The sequence below is a fragment of the Aeromonas sp. V90_14 genome (assembly GCF_029967615.1).
Lineage (GTDB): Bacteria > Pseudomonadota > Gammaproteobacteria > Enterobacterales > Aeromonadaceae > Aeromonas > Aeromonas hydrophila.
Genome location: NZ_JASCAS010000003.1, coordinates 55,985 through 74,307, shown reverse-complemented (window position 1 = coordinate 74,307; position 18,323 = coordinate 55,985). Strand labels below are relative to the sequence as shown.

Annotated in this window: 15 protein-coding genes; 9 read left to right on the top strand and 6 right to left on the bottom strand. The window is 63.4% G+C overall.

Annotated features, from left to right (window positions below; all coding sequences use genetic code 11):
* Positions 1-59: 59 nt before the first annotated feature.
* Together QLG02_RS03955 and QLG02_RS03950 are read right to left on the bottom strand one after the other, a co-directional pair.
* Positions 60-548, bottom strand: coding sequence for a hypothetical protein (locus QLG02_RS03955; protein ID WP_282464567.1), 489 nt, complete (start codon positions 546-548; stop codon positions 60-62).
* The gene (locus QLG02_RS03950; RefSeq protein ID WP_282464566.1) at positions 548-3,607 is read right to left on the bottom strand and encodes an FAD-binding and (Fe-S)-binding domain-containing protein; all 3,060 of its coding nucleotides are present in this window, start codon (positions 3,605-3,607) and stop codon (positions 548-550) included. The genes QLG02_RS03955 and QLG02_RS03950 overlap by 1 nt, the downstream gene beginning before the upstream one ends.
* 169 nt (positions 3,608-3,776) lie before the next feature.
* On the opposite strand from QLG02_RS03950, the gene QLG02_RS03945 reads away from it, so the two are divergent.
* The 3 genes from QLG02_RS03945 (at position 3,777) to QLG02_RS03935 (ending at position 7,863) form a co-directional block, all read left to right on the top strand.
* Entirely contained in the window at positions 3,777-4,703 is a 927-nt protein-coding gene (locus QLG02_RS03945; RefSeq protein ID WP_011706465.1) for a cation transporter, read from the top strand.
* A 314-nt stretch (positions 4,704-5,017) separates the two neighbouring features.
* A complete protein-coding gene (locus tag QLG02_RS03940) occupies positions 5,018-6,553 on the top strand; it encodes a TerC family protein (RefSeq protein WP_282464565.1) in 1,536 nt (511 codons plus the stop codon).
* A 188-nt stretch (positions 6,554-6,741) separates the two neighbouring features.
* Positions 6,742-7,863 (top strand): alkene reductase, encoded by a 1,122-nt coding sequence (locus tag QLG02_RS03935; protein WP_282464564.1) that lies wholly within the window; start codon positions 6,742-6,744, stop codon positions 7,861-7,863.
* Between the two features lie 83 nt (positions 7,864-7,946).
* Here the strand turns inward: QLG02_RS03935 and QLG02_RS03930 are convergent, their stop codons facing one another.
* Complete coding sequence (locus QLG02_RS03930) at positions 7,947-8,966, bottom strand: adenosine deaminase (RefSeq protein ID WP_282464563.1); 1,020 nt, start codon at positions 8,964-8,966, stop codon at positions 7,947-7,949.
* Positions 8,967-9,180: 214 nt separating this feature from the next.
* On the opposite strand from QLG02_RS03930, the gene QLG02_RS03925 reads away from it, so the two are divergent.
* From QLG02_RS03925 to QLG02_RS03900, 6 genes are all read left to right on the top strand, one after another.
* Positions 9,181-9,930 carry an HAD-IIA family hydrolase gene (locus QLG02_RS03925; protein ID WP_011706469.1) on the top strand — a complete coding sequence of 250 codons (750 nt, stop codon included), beginning with the start codon at positions 9,181-9,183 and terminating at the stop codon, positions 9,928-9,930.
* Positions 9,931-9,999: 69 nt separating this feature from the next.
* Positions 10,000-11,574, top strand: a complete 1,575-nt coding sequence (locus QLG02_RS03920) for a cation:proton antiporter family protein (protein ID WP_282464562.1) — start codon at positions 10,000-10,002, stop codon at positions 11,572-11,574.
* Between the two features lie 127 nt (positions 11,575-11,701).
* The gene (locus QLG02_RS03915) at positions 11,702-12,070 is read left to right on the top strand and encodes a cupin domain-containing protein (protein ID WP_017408059.1); all 369 of its coding nucleotides are present in this window, start codon (positions 11,702-11,704) and stop codon (positions 12,068-12,070) included.
* 193 nt (positions 12,071-12,263) lie between these two features.
* Positions 12,264-13,928 (top strand): asparagine synthase B, encoded by a 1,665-nt coding sequence (asnB, locus tag QLG02_RS03910; RefSeq protein WP_042066705.1) that lies wholly within the window; start codon positions 12,264-12,266, stop codon positions 13,926-13,928.
* 179 nt (positions 13,929-14,107) lie between these two features.
* On the top strand, positions 14,108-14,608 hold the full coding sequence (locus tag QLG02_RS03905) for a thioredoxin family protein (protein ID WP_282464561.1): 501 nt from the start codon (positions 14,108-14,110) through the stop codon (positions 14,606-14,608).
* 121 nt (positions 14,609-14,729) lie between these two features.
* Positions 14,730-15,353: a glutathione S-transferase gene (locus QLG02_RS03900; protein WP_282464560.1), complete on the top strand. Its 624-nt coding sequence runs from the start codon at positions 14,730-14,732 to the stop codon at positions 15,351-15,353.
* Positions 15,354-15,431: 78 nt separating this feature from the next.
* Here the strand turns inward: QLG02_RS03900 and maiA are convergent, their stop codons facing one another.
* The 3 genes from maiA to QLG02_RS03885 form a co-directional block, all read right to left on the bottom strand.
* Positions 15,432-16,070: a maleylacetoacetate isomerase gene (gene maiA / locus QLG02_RS03895; RefSeq protein WP_039214563.1), complete on the bottom strand. Its 639-nt coding sequence runs from the start codon at positions 16,068-16,070 to the stop codon at positions 15,432-15,434.
* Between the two features lie 72 nt (positions 16,071-16,142).
* Positions 16,143-17,141: a fumarylacetoacetate hydrolase family protein gene (locus QLG02_RS03890; protein WP_044800255.1), complete on the bottom strand. Its 999-nt coding sequence runs from the start codon at positions 17,139-17,141 to the stop codon at positions 16,143-16,145.
* A gap of 11 nt (positions 17,142-17,152) precedes the next feature.
* Positions 17,153-18,313 (bottom strand): homogentisate 1,2-dioxygenase, encoded by a 1,161-nt coding sequence (locus QLG02_RS03885; RefSeq protein WP_011706477.1) that lies wholly within the window; start codon positions 18,311-18,313, stop codon positions 17,153-17,155.
* Positions 18,314-18,323 lie beyond the last annotated feature (10 nt).

Sequence of the window (18,323 nt, the reverse complement as noted above, 5' to 3'; positions counted from 1 at the left end):
CGAAAAAGGAGCAAAAAAAAAGATACCCACGCTGGGGCATCTTGCATCGAGGTTGACTCTCACCAGGGATAGGTCACCCCTGGCCACTCGGCCCAGGGCTGGTCCCGCCCCGGCAGGCGCGGCGCGGGCCACTGCCATACCTTGCCGAGCCAGGTGCGCAATTCGGCCTCCAGTTCGGCATCGGTGAGCGGCGCTTCGGCCACCTTCCAGAAGAAGAGCTCCACCGCTACCTCCGGCAGCACCGAGGGGTAGAGGTAAACCCCGCCCCAGAACTCGGGCTCCCGCGCCGGGCTCCAGAGACCATAGGCAAAGGAGCGTTTGGCCAGAAACTCGGAGTACTGCCACTCCAGATCGGCCTCGTGCTGGCTCAGGCTGAAATTGGCGGAGGGCCACACATCGTCCGGGCGAAACAGCTGATGAAGCTGCTCGCGCTCGCGCAGCATGGCGACGAACTCCACCACCGCCTGGGTCGGATTGACCGGCAGCAGCAGGAAGTGCGGGTGCCGATAGGCTTGCGGCACCCGAAACCGCTTGGGCAGCGTCAGCATCAGAGCAGTTCCAGCAGGGCCTGCAGTGGGTGCTTGAGTTTCTCCCCCTCCATCCGCTTCACCTGGCTGCGGCACGAATATCCGGTGGCCAGACAACGGGCTTGTGGCAGGCGAGCCAGGGGCTCGGCCCAGCTCAGGCCATAGATGCCCTTGGAGTTCTCCACCTGTTTGGCATCGTGGCCATAGGTACCAGCCATGCCGCAACAGCCCACCGAGACCGGTTGCAGCGTGGCACCGAAGCGGCGGAACAGAGTGCTCCAGTCACCGTGGGTCGACGGCTTGGCAGTCTTCTCGGTGCAGTGGGCGAACAGATACCAGGGCGCGGCGCCGGCGTCCGCTTCTCGCACCGGCAACACTTCGGCCGGCAAGGAGAGCAGCCACTCCTGGGGCAGCAGCACCTGGAAGTCACCGCGGGCGGGGCCGAGCGCCTTCACGTATTCGTCCCGATAGCAGAGCACCAGGGAGGGATCGACCCCCACCATGGGGATGCCGAGCGCCGCCACCTTGTTGAGGAACTGGGCGCTGCTGGCCGCGGTACGGGCAAAGGCGCGCAGGAAACCCTTCACGTGCTGGGGCTTGCCGTTGGGCTTGAACGGCAGCAGATAGGGCTGCAGGCCGAGCTTGCTGGCGAGCTTCACCAGGTCGCGCACCACGGGGGCGTCGTAGTAGCTGGTGAAGGGATCCTGCACGATGAGCACCACTTTTTGACGCTGCTCGGGACTCATGGCCTCCAGGCCCGGCAGATCGAAATAGCGGGCGCGATGGTCACGCAGCTCCTCGGCCAGGGTCGGCACGCTCAATAGCGGCACGTCCACCATGCCGATGCTCTTCTCGGTCGCCTTCTGGGCCCACTCTTTCTCGAGGAAGAAGTTGACCAGTTTCGGCGCCTTGGCCAACAGGGGGGCATAGCTTTCCACCGTGCCGACGAAGTAATCCTTGGGTCCACGCAGATAGCGGCTGTGATAGAGCTGCATGAAGCGAGCGCGGAAGGTGGGCACATCCACCTTGATGGGGCACTGGCTAGTGCAGGCTTTACACGCCAGGCACCCCTCCATCGCCTCCATCACCTCGTGGGAGAAGTCATACTCGCCGCGGGCGCGGGCCACCGTGTTGCGAAACTTGTCGACAATCTGCTTGAAGCGCAGACCACCGCTTTGCAGCGCCACCTCCTCACTCAGCGGATCGAAGCCCTGCTGTGCCAGCTGGCGCAGCCATTCGCGCATCAGGCCGGCCCGCCCCTTGGGAGAGTGACGGCGATCGCGGCTGATCTTGACCGAGGGGCACATGGGGGAGTCGGTCTCGAAGGTGAAGCACAGGCCGTTGCCGTTGCAATCGAGGGCCCGGGTATAGCTGGTGCGCACCGCCAGCGGGATCTGGCGGTCGAACTTGCCGCGCTTGGGCCCGTCCACCGACACTAGCTCGGCGCCGCTGCCATAAGGCATGCAGATCTTGCCCGGGTTGATGCGGTTGGCCGGGTCGAACGCCCCCTTGACCCGTTGCAGCTCCTCCCACAGCTCGCCGAAGAAGGCGGGGCTGTATTCGGAGCGAAAGCCCTTGCCGTGCTCCCCCCACATCAGGCCGCCGTATTTGGCGGTGAGCGCCACCACCTGATCGGAGATGCGCCGCAGCAGCACCTCCTGCTCGGGATCGCACAAGTCCAGCGCCGGACGTACGTGCAGCACCCCGGCATCGACGTGGCCGAACATGCCGTAGTCAAGGCCGTGAGCATCCAGCAGGGCACGAAACTCCATGATGAAGTCCGCCAACGACTCCGGTGGCACGGCGGTGTCTTCGGTGAAGGCCACCGGCTTCTTGCGCCCTTCGGCGTTGCCAAGCAGCCCCACCGACTTCTTGCGCATGGCGTAGATGGTCTCGATGCTGGCCAGGTGGTTGCACACCTGATAGCCGATGATCCCCGCCTCCCCCTTGGCCAGCAGGCCATCGATACGGCGGCACAGCTCGGCCACCTTGGCCTTGTGCTCATCCTCGTCGGTATCGGCAAACTCGACGATGTTGAGCCCCTGCAGATCCTTGCCCGGCACCTCCTGAATGAACTCTTTGACCGAGTGCCAGATGATGTCGGCGCGAGCCAGCCCCAGCACCCGGGAGTCCACCGTCTCCACCGACAGCGCCAGGGCCTCGACCATAAAGGGGGCGTTGCGCAGGGCCGACGGGAAGCTGTCGTACTTGACGTTGACCAGGGTGCGGTAGCGCGGGATGGGGGTGATGTTGAGCCTGGCTTCGGTGATAAAGCCCAAGGAGCCTTCCGAGCCACACAGCACCCGGCTGACGTCCAGGGTGTCGGTATCGGGTTGATAGAGGTGCTTGAGATCGTAACCGGTCAGAAAGCGGTTGAGCCTGGGGAAGGTCGCTTCGATGTCGGCGCGCCGCTCGCGGCCGATGCGATAGAGGGTGCGATAGATCTCCCCCTCACGGTTCTCGAGGGCCAGCTTGTCCGCCAGACGCGGGCCGGTCACCGGCTCGGTTGCCATGAGATCGCCGTTTTCCAGCACGGCTTTGAGGCCGAGCACGTGATCCGAGGTCTTGCCGTACACCAAGGAGCCCTGCCCCGAGGCGTCGGTGTTGACCATGCCCCCCAGAGTAGCGCGGTTGGAGGTGGAGAGATCCGGTGAGAAGAAGTAACCGTGGGGTTTGAGATAGGCGTTGAGCTGGTCTTTCACCACCCCGGCCTGGGCCCGCACCCAGCCCTCTTCCAGATTAATTTCCATGATCTGGTTCATATGGCGCGAGAGATCGACGATAATGCCGCCGCCCAAGGATTGACCATTGGTGCCGGTACCGCCGCCGCGAGGGAAGAAACTCAAGGTCGCGTACTCGGGCCCCTGGGCCAGCTTGAGCATCACCGCAATATCGTCCGCACTGCGCGGATAGAGAACCGCCTGAGGTACTACCTGATAGACGCTGTTATCCGTCGCCATCGCCAACCGGCTTGCATAAGACTTTTCGATATCACCACGAAATGCTGATCGCGCCAGCAACTCAAGAAACTGCAGGGTTGTAGGTGACAAACTGTCCTGGTAATCGAGTCTCGGGATCATGAATCCTTGTTCCCTTCCTTTGCTTGATGCCGGAACTCCGGCGACAACGACCGTTCGGGCCAGCCTCTTCGCGGGCCCCCGAACCAGTCCGCTCACATGTGAGCGGGCAGTATATCAGCTAGAAAACCGCTTGCGCGCGCAATCTTCACCATTTGAAAGGAGGACTTTTATGGCTCATTACAGCCATGTTATCAGTACGCTTATTCGCACCGAAAAACAGGCGCTGACCCTGTCGCTGTTTGGTTGCATCACCTTTGCCATTTTCGGGATCGGCTATGGCCTGTTCGTCGGTTCCAACGCCATCATGCTGGACGGCATCTTCACCCTGTTCAGCATGGGCATGACGGGGCTGGGCCTCATCACCGCCTACCTGGTTACCCGCCCCTCCGACGCCCGCTTTCAATACGGCTACGCCCACTTCGAACCCATCGCCAACGTCATCAACGGCACCATCATTCTGCTGCTCTGTCTGGCGGCACTCTACAACGGCCTCACCACCCTGCTGGCGGGCGGACGGGAGATCGATCTCGGCCACGCCCTCATCTATGCCGTCGTCTCCACCTTCTTCTGCGGCATCATCTACCGGGTCGAGGCCGACGTGGCCGAGCGGGTCAACTCCGAGCTGGTGCGGGTAGACTCCAAGGAGTGGCTGGTCGACACCCTGCTCAGCACCACCCTGCTCATCGGCTTCGTGGTCGCCATCGGCCTCGATGCCATCGGCTACGGCCACTACAACCGCTACATAGACCCGGTGCTGGTCTCCCTGCTGGCCCTGTGCGCCACCCTCATCCCCATCAAGGTGCTCGGTCGTAACCTGCGAGAAGTGCTGAAGATCGCTCCCAAGGGGGATGTCTCCCGGCTGGTGGCCAGCGAAGTCGAGGCCCTGCGCCTGCGCCATGGCATCGAGTGCTACAGCCATCTGGCGAAAAGCGGCCGCCGCTTCGATCTCGAACTCAACATTCTGGTAGCCCCCGGCCAGGAGTGGCCCGTCGAGCGCCAGGATGCCCTGCGCCAGGAGCTCTGGTCCCGCCTCGGCGATACCCTGGGGGACGCCTGGCTGTCGGTCTGCTTCACCCGCGAGAAACGCTGGCTGTAAGCCGCACGGCGGGGCTTGCCTGGCAAGCTCCGCCCGCTCCTGTCACCCCGCTGGGTGAGCCCACCTTTCCCCCTGCGCTGCCCGCCCCCTCTTGCCAAATACGGGATTCCCGTTATCATCAGGGCTCACTTTTAACCCGAGGTTTCATTGCCCATCATGGACAATCCCCGAAGTTGCCCTTCGTTTCTTCCCGTCAAAGCCTATCTTTATCTGCTTAATCAGCGCCTCTGAATAACGCCATTGCCTTGCTGTCACTGCGGCTATCGTACGCCGTGCTCACTCTCTGCTCTGTCTGTTTTTATTGAGGTCACTACATGGAATTGCTGCTGGATCCCCACATCTGGATCGGTCTGTTTACCCTGATCGTCCTGGAAATCGTGCTCGGGATCGACAACCTGGTCTTCATCGCCATCCTGGTGAAAAAGCTGCCCCCCGCCCAGCGGGACAAGGCCCGCGTCATCGGCCTGTCGCTGGCCCTGCTGATGCGCCTGGGGCTCCTGAGCGTGATGTCCTGGCTGGTCACCCTGACCACCCCCATTTTGCACCTGTGGGATCACCCCTTCTCCGGTCGGGACCTGATCCTGATGGGGGGCGGCCTGTTCCTGCTGTTCAAGGCCACCTCCGAGCTGCATGAAAGGCTGGAGGCCAAGCCGCCCGAAGACGGGCCGGTCGGCGTCTACGCCAGCTTCGGCGTGGTGATCACCCAGATCCTGGTGCTGGATGCCATCTTCTCGCTGGACTCCATCATCACCGCCGTCGGCATGGTGGAACACCTCGGCGTCATGATGGCGGCCGTCACCATCGCCATGCTGGTGATGGTGCTCGCCTCCAAGCCGCTGACCCGCTTCGTCAACGCCCACCCCACAGTGGTGGTGCTCTGTCTGAGCTTCCTGCTGATGATCGGTTTTAGCCTGGTGGCGGAAGGGTTCGGCTTCCATATTCCGAAGGGTTACCTCTACGCGGCCATCGGCTTCTCGGTGCTGATCGAGTTCTTCAACCAGCTTTCCCAGCGCAGTGCCGAACGCCACGAGGCCAAGCAGCCCCTGCGCGAGCGCACCACCGCCGCCATCTTCAAGCTGATGGGCAGCAAGGCGTATCAGGACCGACCGGACGACGATCTGGACGCCCCCGCCGCCGAACCGATCAGCTTTGGCGAGGAGGAGCGCTACATGGTGACCGGGGTGCTGTCGCTGGCCGAACGCTCCATCCGCACCATCATGACCCCGCGCTCCGAGATGGCCTGGATCGACGTCAACGACTCCAACGACGAGATCCGCGCCCTGCTGCAGCAGGAGCCCCACAGCCTGTTCCCGGTCTGTGACGGCGGTCTGGACGAGGTGATCGGGGTGGTCAAGGCGCGCGACCTGCTGTTTGCCCTCAACGAAGGGCAATCCTTGAGCGAGCTGGCCAAGCAGAACGACCCCATCATAGTGCCGCAGACCATCAACGTGATTAAGCTGCTGGCGGAGCTGCGCCAGGCCAAGGGCAGCCTCATCCTGGTGGCCGACGAGTTCGGCGTGATCCAGGGGCTGGTGACCACCCACGACCTGCTGGAAGCCATCGTCGGCGAGCTGCCCGATGAAGATGAAACGCCAGACATCGTCCGCGATGGAGAAGGCTGGCTCATCAACGGCAGCACCAACATCCACCACGTGGAGCAGGTGCTGGAACACGAAGGGCTGGTGAGCGAGAGCGACGAGTACGTGACCCTGGCCGGCATGCTGCTCTCCCACTTCGGCACCCTGCCCGCCCCCGGCCAGCAGTTGCAACTGCAGCAGCTCGGCTTCGAGGTGGTCGAGGTGAGCGAGCGGCGCATCGAGCGGGTGCGCGTCATGCCGCTGGAGGCCTGACGCCATTGCGTGAACCATGCTGAAAAAGGGGGCCTTGCTGGCCCCTTTTTTTATTCAGGCGCCTCCCCCTGCCACTCCCTCTTTTCACCATTGCTGTCATCAGCACAATTCTTTTCTGCAATTACCCCTCTTTTTCGCAAGGGATGCCGGCACTAGAGTGAGCCCATCATCACCATGAGGAATTCACCATGCACCACGATCACCTGTTCTGCCCCCTGCGTCTCGGCCAGCTGCACCTCAACAATCGCATCGTCATGCCTCCCATGACCCGCTCCCGCGCCAGCCAGCCCGGTGACGTGGCCAATGCCATGATGGCCACCTATTACGCCCAGCGCGCCGGGGCCGGCCTCATCATCAGTGAAGGCACCCAGATTGACCCCATGGGCAAGGGCTACGCCTGGACGCCGGGGATCCACAGCGCCGAACAAGTGGCCGGCTGGAAGCAGGTGACCGACGCCGTCCACGCCAAGGGCGGCACCATGTTCGCCCAGCTCTGGCACGTGGGTCGGGTCACTCACCCTGACAACCTCGGCGGTGCCCAGCCCATCTCCTCCTCCGCCATTCAGGCAAAAGGGGTACGGGTGTTCGTCGACAACGGCAGCGATGCCCCCGGGTTCGTCGAGACCGTCACCCCGCGTGCCATGACCCAGGCCGATATCGACGCGGTAGTGGGCCAGTTCCGTCAGGCGGCTCGCAACGCCATGCTGGCCGGTTTTGACGGCATCGAGCTGCACGCCGCCAACGGCTACCTCATCAACCAGTTCCTCGACTCCGAATCCAATACCCGCACCGACGGCTACGGCGGTTCGCTGGAGAACCGGCTGCGCTTCTTGAAAGAGGTGACCGAGGCGGTCTGCAGCGAGATCGGGGCCGACCGGGTCGGGGTGCGCCTCGCACCGCTCACCACCCTCAACGGCACCGTGGATGCCAACCCGCAGGAGACCTACCTGGCCGCAGCCCGCCTGCTGGGCCGGCTCGACGTGGTCTACCTGCACATCGCCGAGGCAGACTGGGACGATGCCCCGCTGATGGCGGAGGGCTTCAAGCAGGGGCTGCGCGACGCCTTCCCCAACACCCTCATCTATGCCGGCAAATACGACGGCGAGCGGGCCCGGGCGGCGCTCGAGGCGGGCTGGGCCGACATGATAGGCTTCGGCCGCCCCTTCGTGGCCAATCCCGACCTGCCCGAGCGGCTGCGCCACGGTTATCCGCTGGCCCCTCACGATCCGGCCACCCTGTTCGGCGGCGGCGAAAAGGGCTTGATTGACTACCCGACCTATCAGGCGGCCCCCCTGCCCCACACGGCCTGAGCCCCCCCTGGCATAAAAAAACGCGCCCACCAGAGATGGTGGGCGCGTCGTTTTTTGCCTTGCATGCTTGCCAACGTCTCAGGCTAATGAAGGCTGACCCCGTAGCAGGCGGCGTAGCTTCTGATCTCCCGGGTCAGCCGCGCCTTGTCGGCCAGGCTCAACCAGCTCGCCTCCACCGCGTTCAGTGACAAGCGGCAGAGCTGGTTCATGCTGGCCCCCAGTTCATGGGCCAGGGCATGGAAGTTGGCATTCATGTAGCCGCCGAAATAGGCGGGATCGTCGGAGTTGATGGTGACGCACAGCCCCTGCTCCAGCAGCGCCAGCACGTTGTGGTGGGCCATCTTGTCAAATACCTTGAGACGGGTGTTGGAGAGGGGGCAGACGGTGAGCGGCAGCCGGGTATCGGCCAGATAGCGCAGCAGATCGGGATCGTCGACGCAGCGTACCCCGTGATCGATGCGTCGCACCTCAAGCTCCCGGATGGCCTGCCAGATATACTGCGCCGGCCCCTCTTCGCCGGCGTGGGCCACCACCGGCAACCCCAGCTCGCGGCAGCGGGCAAAGACCCGGGCAAACTTGCTGGGCGGGTTGCCCTTCTCCCCCGAGTCGAGGCCGATGCCGTGAATGCGCGACAGGAAGGGAGTAGCCTGCGCCAACGTGGCAAAGGCATCCTCTTCGCTCAGGTGGCGCAGGAAGCTCATGATGAGCCGCCAGCTGATGCCAAACGCTTTCTCCCCGGTCTGCAACGCCCGCTCGATGCCGCCCAGCACGGTGGCGAAGGGCACGCCGCGGGCGGTGTGGGTCTGGGGGTCGAAGAAGATCTCCACGTGCACCACCTTGTCGGCGGCGCAGCGTTCCAGATAGGCCCAGGTGAGATCGAAGAAATCCTGCTCGGTGACGAGCACGCTGGCCCCCAGGTAGTAGAGATCGAGGAAGGATTGCAGACAGTCGAACTCATAGGCGGCGCGCACGCTGGCCACGTCGGGCCAGGGCAGGGCCACGCCGTTGCGCTGGCCCAGGGCAAACATCAGTTCCGGCTCGAGCGAGCCTTCGATATGGAGGTGCAGCTCCAGCTTGGGCAGACCGGCAATAAAGTTATCCATGATGACGGCTCCATCGGTTCACAGACAGCGGGACCAGCCAGTGGCAGAGCGGATCCCTCCCCTCTGTCGTTCATTGTGCACCTATCTCTGTTTATGGGGGAGACTTGTCATCAAACAGACTTATAATGGCGTCACAAAAACAACATAACTATTTGAAGATCTTGAGAGTTGGCGCAACTTTCCGCCGCCTCTTGCGCCTACACAAGGAGTCCCCATGAAGAAAAACGTCATCTGCGACATCGACGGCGTCATCCTGCACAACAACGATCTGGTGCCCGGTGCCGACCGCTTCGTCCACCGCCTGCTGGAGCAGGGCAGCAAGCTGCTGTTTCTGACCAACTACCCGGCCCAGACCCAGAAAGATCTGCAAAACCGCTTCCGCTCCGCCGGGATCGAGGTGCCGGAGGAGTGCTTCTACACCTCCGCCATGGGCACCGCCGACTTTCTCAAGCGCCAGGATGGCAAGAAGGCCTATGTGATTGGCGAAGGGGCGCTGACCCACGAGCTCTACAAGGCCGGCTTCACCATCACCGACATCGACCCCGACTTCGTGGTAGTGGGCGAGACCCGCAACTACAACTGGACCATGATGCAGCTGGGGGCCAAGTTCGTCGATCAGGGGGCCCGCTTCATCGCCACCAACCCCGATACCCACGGCCCCATGATGCACCCGGCCTGCGGCGCCCTGTGCGCCCCCATCGAGCGGATGACCGGCAAGAAGCCCTTCTACGTCGGCAAGCCGAGCGCCTGGATCATCCGCGCGGCGCTCAACCGGATGGAGGCCCACTCCGACGACACCATCATCATCGGCGACAACCTGCGCACCGACATTCTGGCGGGCTTCCAGGCCGGCCTCGAGACTGTGCTGGTGCTCTCCGGGGTGAGCAAGGTGGCCGACATCGACCGCATGCCGTTTCGACCGAACCACATCTTCGACTCAGTGGTGGATATCGACATCGTCTGATCCCTGCCGGCTGACGGGCCGGCCTGGCGCAAGGCCCTGGTCTGCCTCGTTACCCCTGAAGGACGCGCAATGGAACCTGTCATGATCGCCGTGGCCTTCGGCTGCGGCATGCTGGTCAACCTCATCGGCCTGCCGCCCCTGCTGGGCTTTCTGGCGGCCGGTTTTCTGCTCAACGGCATGGGCTATCAGAACACCTCGGCCCTGAACGAAATCGCCGATCTCGGCGTCACCCTGCTGCTGTTCACCATCGGCCTCAAGCTCAACGTCAAGATCCTGATGCGGCGCGACGTGTGGGGCACCACCAGTTTGCACCTGCTGCTCTCCACCCTGCTGTTCACCGTGGTGCTGCTGGTGTGCAAGGGGCTCGGGCTGGCGCTGGCCCTGTCGCTGGACTGGCGGCTGGCACTGCTGCTGGGCTTTGCCCTCTCCTTCTCCAGTACCGTGTTTGCGGTCAAGGTGCTGGAGGAGCGCAGCGACATGAACGCCCTCTATGCCCGCCTCGCCGTCGGCGTGCTGGTGATGCAGGATCTGTTCGCGGTGGCCTTCCTGGCGGTCTCCAGCGGTCAGTGGCCCAGCATCTGGGCGCTCTGGATCCTGGGCCTGCCGCTGCTGCGCCCCTTGCTGCTGAAACTGCTGGAGCGGGCCGGTCACGGCGAGCTGCAGGTGCTGTTCGGGATCTTCCTGGCACTGGTGGTAGGGGCCGCCGGCTTCGAGGTGGTGGGGCTCAAACCCGATCTGGGGGCGCTGGTTATCGGCATGCTGCTCGCCTCCCACCCCGCCTCCGCGGGGCTGGCCAAGTCGCTGTTCAACCTCAAAGATCTGTTTCTCATCTGCTTCTTTCTCACCATCGGCCTCAACGGCCTGCCGACCCACGACACCATGTTGCTGGCGCTGGCGCTGGTGCTGGCCCTGCCGCTCAAAAGTGCGCTCTACTATCTGGTCTACAGCGGCGCCCACCTGCGGGTGCGTACCGCCCTGCTCTCCACCCTGGCGCTCACCAACTTCTCGGAGTTCGGTCTCATCGTCGCAGCCATCGCCGCCAAGGCGGGCTGGATCTCCCACGAGTGGCTGGTTGCGCTCTCTCTGGCGCTGGCAGCCAGCTTCATGATCTCGGCCCCCCTCAACGGTCAGAGCGAGCGCATTTACCATCGGCTTGGCAACTGGCTGCGCGGCATGCAGGCCACCACCCTGCACCCGGAGGACAGGCCCATCGAGCTCGGCGATGCCGAGGTGATCATCCTCGGCATGGGGCGGATCGGTCAGGGCGCCTACTTCGAGCTGGAGAACAAGTACGGCACCGTGATCCTCGGGGTGGAAAACGACAGCGAGAAGCTGCCCACCCTGCGCGCCCAGGGCATGAATGTGATCGAGGGGGACGCCACCGATACCGATTTCTGGGACAAGGTGCTGCTTTCCAACCAGGTCAACCTGGTGCTGCTGGCCATGCCCCACCACTCGGGCAACCTCTACGCCATCGAGAAACTGCGCAGCCACGGCTTTGCCGGCAAGATTGCCGCCATCGTCCGCTTCGAGGACGACATCGCCTCCCTGAAAGAGCAAGGGGTGGATGCGGTGTTCAACGTCTACGACGAAGCGGGCAGCGGCTTCGCCCGCCACGTCATCAAGCGGCTGCAGCCACGCTGACGGGGGGCGGCGGCCCCCTTGGCAAGGGAGGCGCTATCGTTTACGTTATGCGCAACCTCGTTTAATAAAACGAACAATTACGGGGCCTGGATGGCCCCGTTTTTTTATCCCTTGCCAAGGAGGCAGCATGAAGACCCTCAACGACTGGATCCTGCTTGACCGCCATGAGGCGGCCCCCACCCCGCTGATGCCCGCCCCCGAGCGCCTGCGCGCCGGCAATCCGCGCCAGACGGTATGGAACCACTACTCCGACCCGAGCCAGCAGTTTCACGTCGGCTTCTGGGCTTGCGAGCCCGGCCGCTGGGCCATCCACTACACCGAGCACGAATATTGCCAGCTGCTGGAGGGCGAGGCGGTGATCCACGACGGCCAGGGCGGCAAACTGCCCCTCAAACCCGGCGATCAGTTCGTCATCCCGGCCGGCTTTGTCGGGGAGTGGGAGACCCTCACCCCCTGCCGCAAGCTCTATGTGATCTTCGAGCCCGCCGCGACTTGACGTCTGCGTCAACCCGGGCCGCCGTAGCCGCCCTTTTTCAGGCTGACCGGGTTGACGTGTACGGCATGATTTTCTGCGGTTTTCCCGCTTGCAAAAGGTTTTTGCACTAGGCATTGTGATTGGCGAGGAATGTAAATGGAATTTCGAGCCCGAATGTGGGGGGCTCATATAAAAATCAAGAGGATTACCGCCAATGTGTTCTATTTTCGGCATTCTGGACATCAAATCCGATGCGGCCGCGCTGCGCAAATCGGCGCTGGAGATGTCCAAGCGATTGCGCCACCGCGGTCCTGACTGGTCCGGCGTCTACAGCTCCGACAAAGCCATTCTGGTGCACGAGCGCCTGGCCATCGTCGATCCGGGCAACGGCGCCCAGCCGCTCTACAACCCCGAGCGCACCCACGTGCTGGCCGTCAACGGCGAGATCTACAACCACAAGGAGCTGGAGAAGCACCTCAAAGTCGATTTCCAGTTCCAGACCCACTCCGACTGCGAGGTGCTGCTAGCCCTCTACAAGGAGAAGGGCCCCGCCTTCCTGGATGACCTGAACGGCATCTTCGCCTTTATCCTCTATGACGCCGAGCAGGATGCCTACCTGATTGGTCGCGACCACATGGGGATCATTCCCCTTTACACCGGCCGCGACGAGCACGGCAACTTCTACGTTGCCTCCGAGATGAAGGCGCTGGTACCGGTCTGCAAGAGCGTCGAAACCTTCCCGCCGGGACACTACCTGTGGAGCAAGGATGGCGAGCTCAAACAGTGGTACAAACGCGACTGGATGGAGTACGGCGCGGTCGAGCACAACGTCAGCGACAAGGCCGAGCTCAAAGCCGCGCTGGAAGCGGCGGTCAAGCGCCAGCTGATGTGCGACGTGCCCTACGGCGTGCTGCTCTCCGGCGGGCTGGATTCGTCCGTCATCTCCGCCATCACCAAGCTCTATGCCGCCCGTCGGGTTGAAGACGATGGCAAGAGCGAAGCCTGGTGGCCGCAGTTGCACTCCTTCGCCGTCGGCCTGGAAGGCTCGCCGGATCTCGCCGCCGCCCGCAAGGTGGCTGACCACCTGGGCACCATTCACCACCAGATCCACTTCACCGTGCAGGAAGGGCTGGATGCCCTGCGGGACGTCATCTATCACCTCGAGACCTATGACGTCACCACCATCCGCGCCTCCACGCCGATGTACCTGATGGCCCGCTACATCAAGGCGATGGGGATCAAGATGGTGCTCTCCGGCGAAGGCTCCGACGAGCTGTTCGGCGGCTACCTCTACTTCCACAAGGCGCCCAACGCCCGCGAGTTCCACGAAGAGAACGTGCGCAAGCTCGCTTCACTGCACCTCTATGACTGCCTGCGCGCCAACAAGTCGATGGCCGCCTGGGGGGTGGAGGGTCGCGTGCCCTTCCTCGACAAGGAGTTCATGGATGTGGCGATGCGCCTGCAGCCTGCCGACAAGATGTGCGGCAAGGGCAAGATCGAGAAGCACATCCTGCGCGAAGCGTTCGAGGATCTGCTGCCCCACGAAGTGGCGTGGCGCCAGAAGGAGCAGTTCTCCGACGGCGTGGGCTATTCCTGGATCGACAGCCTCAAGGCCATGGTCGAGGAAGAGGTGACGGATCAGATGTTCGAGGCGGCGGCCTTCCGCTTCCCCGTCAACACCCCGCTCACCAAGGAGGCCTACTTCTACCGCGCCATCTTTGACGAGCACTTCCCGCTGGAGTCCGCCGCCCGCACCGTGCCCTACGGCAAGTCGGTCGCCTGCTCCACCCCGACCGCGCTGGAGTGGGATGCCAAGTTCAAGGAGATGGCCGACCCCTCCGGTCGCGCCGTGATGGACGTCCACCAGCAGGGTTACTGATCTGCCGGCGACCTTCCTTGCCTGAATACCAAGCCCCTCCTGCGAGGGGCTTGGTTTTTTCCCGCCGACCCATTCCCGCTTTTTGCATAACAAGCGCCCATCTCGCCCTTGGCGGCCGGGCTCGCTCGTGTCACATTGTTGCGGCTTGGAAGCAACCACAACAACACAAGGAGCACGTGATGAACCGACTGCTATTGCCGCTGGTGCTTGGCACCGCCCTGTTTCATGGCGAGGCGTACAGCGCCGGCCACCTCTGGAGCCAGACCCTGCCCGATTACAGCCAGGGCTATGACGAGCAGCGGGACCCGGCCCGCGATCTCGCCGCCGCCACCGCCAAGGCCAGTGCCGAGGGCAAGAAAGTCCTGCTGCTGGTGGGCGGCGAGTGGTGCAGCTGGTGCCAGGAGATGAACCACTTTCTGGACCAACAACCCGATCTTGCCAGCCAGCTCAACCGCACCTTTGTGGTGGTCAAGGTGAACGTCAGCAAGCAGAACAAGAACGAGTCCTTCCTCAAAGGATATCCCGAGTATCTGGGGGTGCCCCACTTCTACGTGCTGGATGCCAAGGGCAAGCTGCTCGAATCCTTCAACACCGGGCTGCTGGAGAAGGGTGACGGCTACGACGGGGAGAAATTCGGCAAGTTCATCGCCTTCTTCCAGCCCAAGACCACCCACGGCTGACTCGCCAATCGATGCAATCAGGGCCCTGCACGGTCGGTGACGGTGCTGGGCCTCGATGGCCATGCAAGCAGGGGTTGTAGGCCTGCGGCAAGCCGGCCATCCCCCCGACAAGGACGAAAAAATGTTACGGATACTGGGCAAAGCCTCCTCCATCAATGTGCGCAAGGTGCTGTGGACCTGCGCCGAGCTGGATCTCCCGTTCGAGCTGGAGGAGTGGGGGTCCGGCTTCAAGCCGACGGATACCCCGGCGTTCCTAGCACTCAACCCCAATGCCATGGTGCCGGTCATTCAGGATGACGACTTCACCCTGTGGGAGTCGAACACCATCATCCGCTATCTGGCGGCGCGCTACGGCGACAACGCGCTCTATCCCGTCGAGGCGAGAGCAAGGGCCCGGGTCGATCAATGGATTGACTGGCAGGCATCGGACTTGAACAGCGCCTGGCGCTACGCCTTCCTGTCGCTGGTGCGGCGCTCCCCCCAGCATCAAGACCATCAGGCCCTTCACGCAGCGTGCCTGCAGTGGTCTCACTGCATGGGGATCCTGGAGAGACAGCTTCAAGCAGCGGGGGGATATGTGGCCGGCCCCCACTTCTCGCTGGCGGACATTCCCATCGGGCTGTCGGTCAACCGCTGGCTGGAGACGCCCTATGATCGTCCGCAACTGCCGGCCGTGAACGACTACTACCAGCGACTGGGCGAGCGGCCCGGCTTTCGGCGCTATGGCTGCAACGGAACGCCCTGAGGCGAACGGAAAGGGAGGGAGTTGGCAGAGTGAACACGGCAGGCCGGGCCGGGATGACCGGGCCCGGCCTGCCGTATGTCAGGGCTGGGCATCCGGCTGCTGCTCTGGCGCGGCCTTGATAAAGGCCTGCAGTTGCTCGCAGTTGGCGACGATGCGGTTGATGGTGGGGTAGTCTTCCAGCGACATGTCGTAACGGCGGGCGTTGTAGACCTGGGGCACCAGCATGCAGTCCGCCAGGGTCACCTCGTTGCCGACGCAATAGATGCCGGCGGTGGTCATCAGCAGTTGCTCCAGCGCGGTGAAGGTCTCGTCAATCCAGTGGCGATACCACTCGTCGCGATGTGCCTTGCCCTGCCCCAGCGACTGCTCCAGATAGTTGAGCACCCGCAGGTTGTTGAGGGGGTGGATGTCGCAGGCAATCATGTTGACGATCTGGCGTACCCGGGCACGCTCCTGCGGGGCAGAGGGCATCAGCGGGTGGGCGGGATAGGTTTCGTCGAGATACTCCATGATGGCCACCGACTGGCCCACCTGCACCTCGCCATCCACCAGAAACGGCACCAGCCCCTGAGGGTTGAGCCGACGGTAGGCCTTCTCGCGCTGCTCGCCCTGCCGCAGATTGACCGGATGCTGCTCATAATCGAGCCCCTTGAGCTGCATCACGATCCGTACCCGATAACTTGCCGATGAACGCCAATATCCAAACAACTGCAACATAATCTGTCCCTGTGTTGGCAGGTGCAAGGGCACCTGCCGCTCACCAGCCGGCCTCGTATCCATGCTGGCCCCTCACTTCGTCTGACTGGCCCCCGCCGGCGTGACCCGCTGCAAAATGGTGCCAAACAGACTCATCCCGTTGCGATCCTGCATCGCGATGGACACTGTATCACCAAAGCGCAGAAAGGGTGTAGTGGCTTGACCTGACTCGATAATTTCCAGCATTCGCAGCTCGGCGAGGCAGGATGAACCGCGGCTTCGGTCGTAGTTGGAGACGGTGCCCGAGCCGATGATGCAACCCGCCCCGAGCGGCCGGGTCTTGGCGGCGTGGGCGATCAGCTCATAAAAGTTGAAGGTCATGTCCACCCCGGCGTCGGGGGCCCCGAACAGGGCACCGTTGAGGTGGGTTTCGAGGGGCAGGTGCACCTTGCCATCGCGCCAGTCATCCCCCAGCTCGTCCGGGGTGATGGCCAGCGGCGAGAAGCTGCTGGAGGGCTTGGACTGGAAGAAGCCAAAGCCCTTGGCAAGCTCCCCCGGGATGAGGTTGCGCAGGCTGACGTCGTTGACCAGCATCAGCAGCTTGATGTGGCCGGCGGCCGCCTGCGGGCTGGTGCCCATCGGCACGTCGTCGGTGATGACGGCGATCTCCGACTCGAAATCGATGCCCCACTCCTCCGACCCCATCGGGATGGTGCCACGGGGCGGCAGGAAGCTGTCCGAGCCCCCCTGATAGATCAGGGGATCGTGCCAGAAGCTTGCAGGCATCTCGGCGCCGCGGGCCTTGCGCACCAGCTCCACGTGGTTGACGTAGGCGCTGCCGTCGGCCCACTGGTAGGCTCGCGGCAACGGGGAGAGACAGGCCGTCTCGTCGAACGGGAAGGCGTCGGCGCAGGCGCCATCGTTGAGCTGCTGATAGACGGCGGTCAGTTTGGGCGCCAGTTCGGCCCACTCGTCGAGGGCCGCCTGCAGAGTGGCGGCCAGCTGCGGCACGCGCACCGCACGGCTCAGATCGCGACTCACCACCACCAGGGCGCCGTCCCGTTTACCATTGTTCAGGGTTGCCAGTTTCATAGGGATTCCTCTTATTTGCCGTTCGTGGCTGGCGTGAGTTCCGGGCGCAACCAGCTGGTGACGTAACGCGGGTTCTCCACCCCGTCACACAGGCTGCCGACGTTGAGTGCATCGCGGGTATCGAGCATCACCGCCACCTCGTCGGTGAACTTCTTGGCGTAGGCCTGACCCGCCGCAAACGCCTTGGGATGGGGGCCGTGGGTAAAACCGGCGGGATGGAAGGTGACCATGCCTCGCTCGATGTTGTCCCGGCTGAAGAAATCCCCGGCGTGGTAGAAGAGCACCTCGTCGTAGTCGTCGTTGCTGTGATAGAAGGGCACCTTGAGGGCGCCGGGATCGCTCTCGATGGGGCGCGGCACGAAGGTGCAGACCACGAACCGGCTCGCCACGAAGGTGGAGTGGGCCGAGGGCGGCAGGTGGTAGCGGTGGCTCATCAGCGGGCGGATGTCCCGCCAGTTGAGGCGCACCACGCAGAGATCCCCGTGCCACCCTTGCGCATCCAGCGGATTGAACGGCCAGGTGATGACCGAGACCTGGTTGTGACGCTTGACCTGCAGCGACCAGGGATTCTCATCCTGCTGGGCCAGGAAGCGCTCGTTGATGGCCGGCACGTCCAGCGCCGCCGGATCGAAGATGGCGTGATTGCCCACCAGCCCCTTGTCCGGCAGCTGGTAGCTGTCGTTGGTTGCCTCGATCATCAGGATGAACAGGGGCGCCGTCGGCTCGATGCGCCACATTGTGCCGCGGGGGATCACCAGGTAGTCGCCATCGCGCAGGGTCAGGTGACCGTAATCGCAGTAGAACTCACCGCTCCCTTCGTGGATGAACAGGAGCTCGTCGCCATCGGCGTTGCGCACCAGAAACGGCATGGGCTCATGCAGGCGCCAGATGCGGTAGCGGCAATGGGGGTTGCTCAGAATATCCGGCATCACCCAGGGGGAGAGTGAACTCACCTCCTCGCCGAGGGCGTTGAGATCGAACAGGCGCGGGCGCAGCGGCCCCTCCCAGTTGACCCAGTCGGTGGGGGCATGCTTGTGGTGCATGTGGGTGGCCGGCCCGAAAAAGCCGGAGCGGCCCAGTTCGCGCTCATAGATGGCCTGCTCGGGCAGGTCGGCATGAGCCTGACGGGAGTGTGTCCCCTCACGGTGGGGAAAGTTAATCCAGTTGCGCATCGCCAACCTC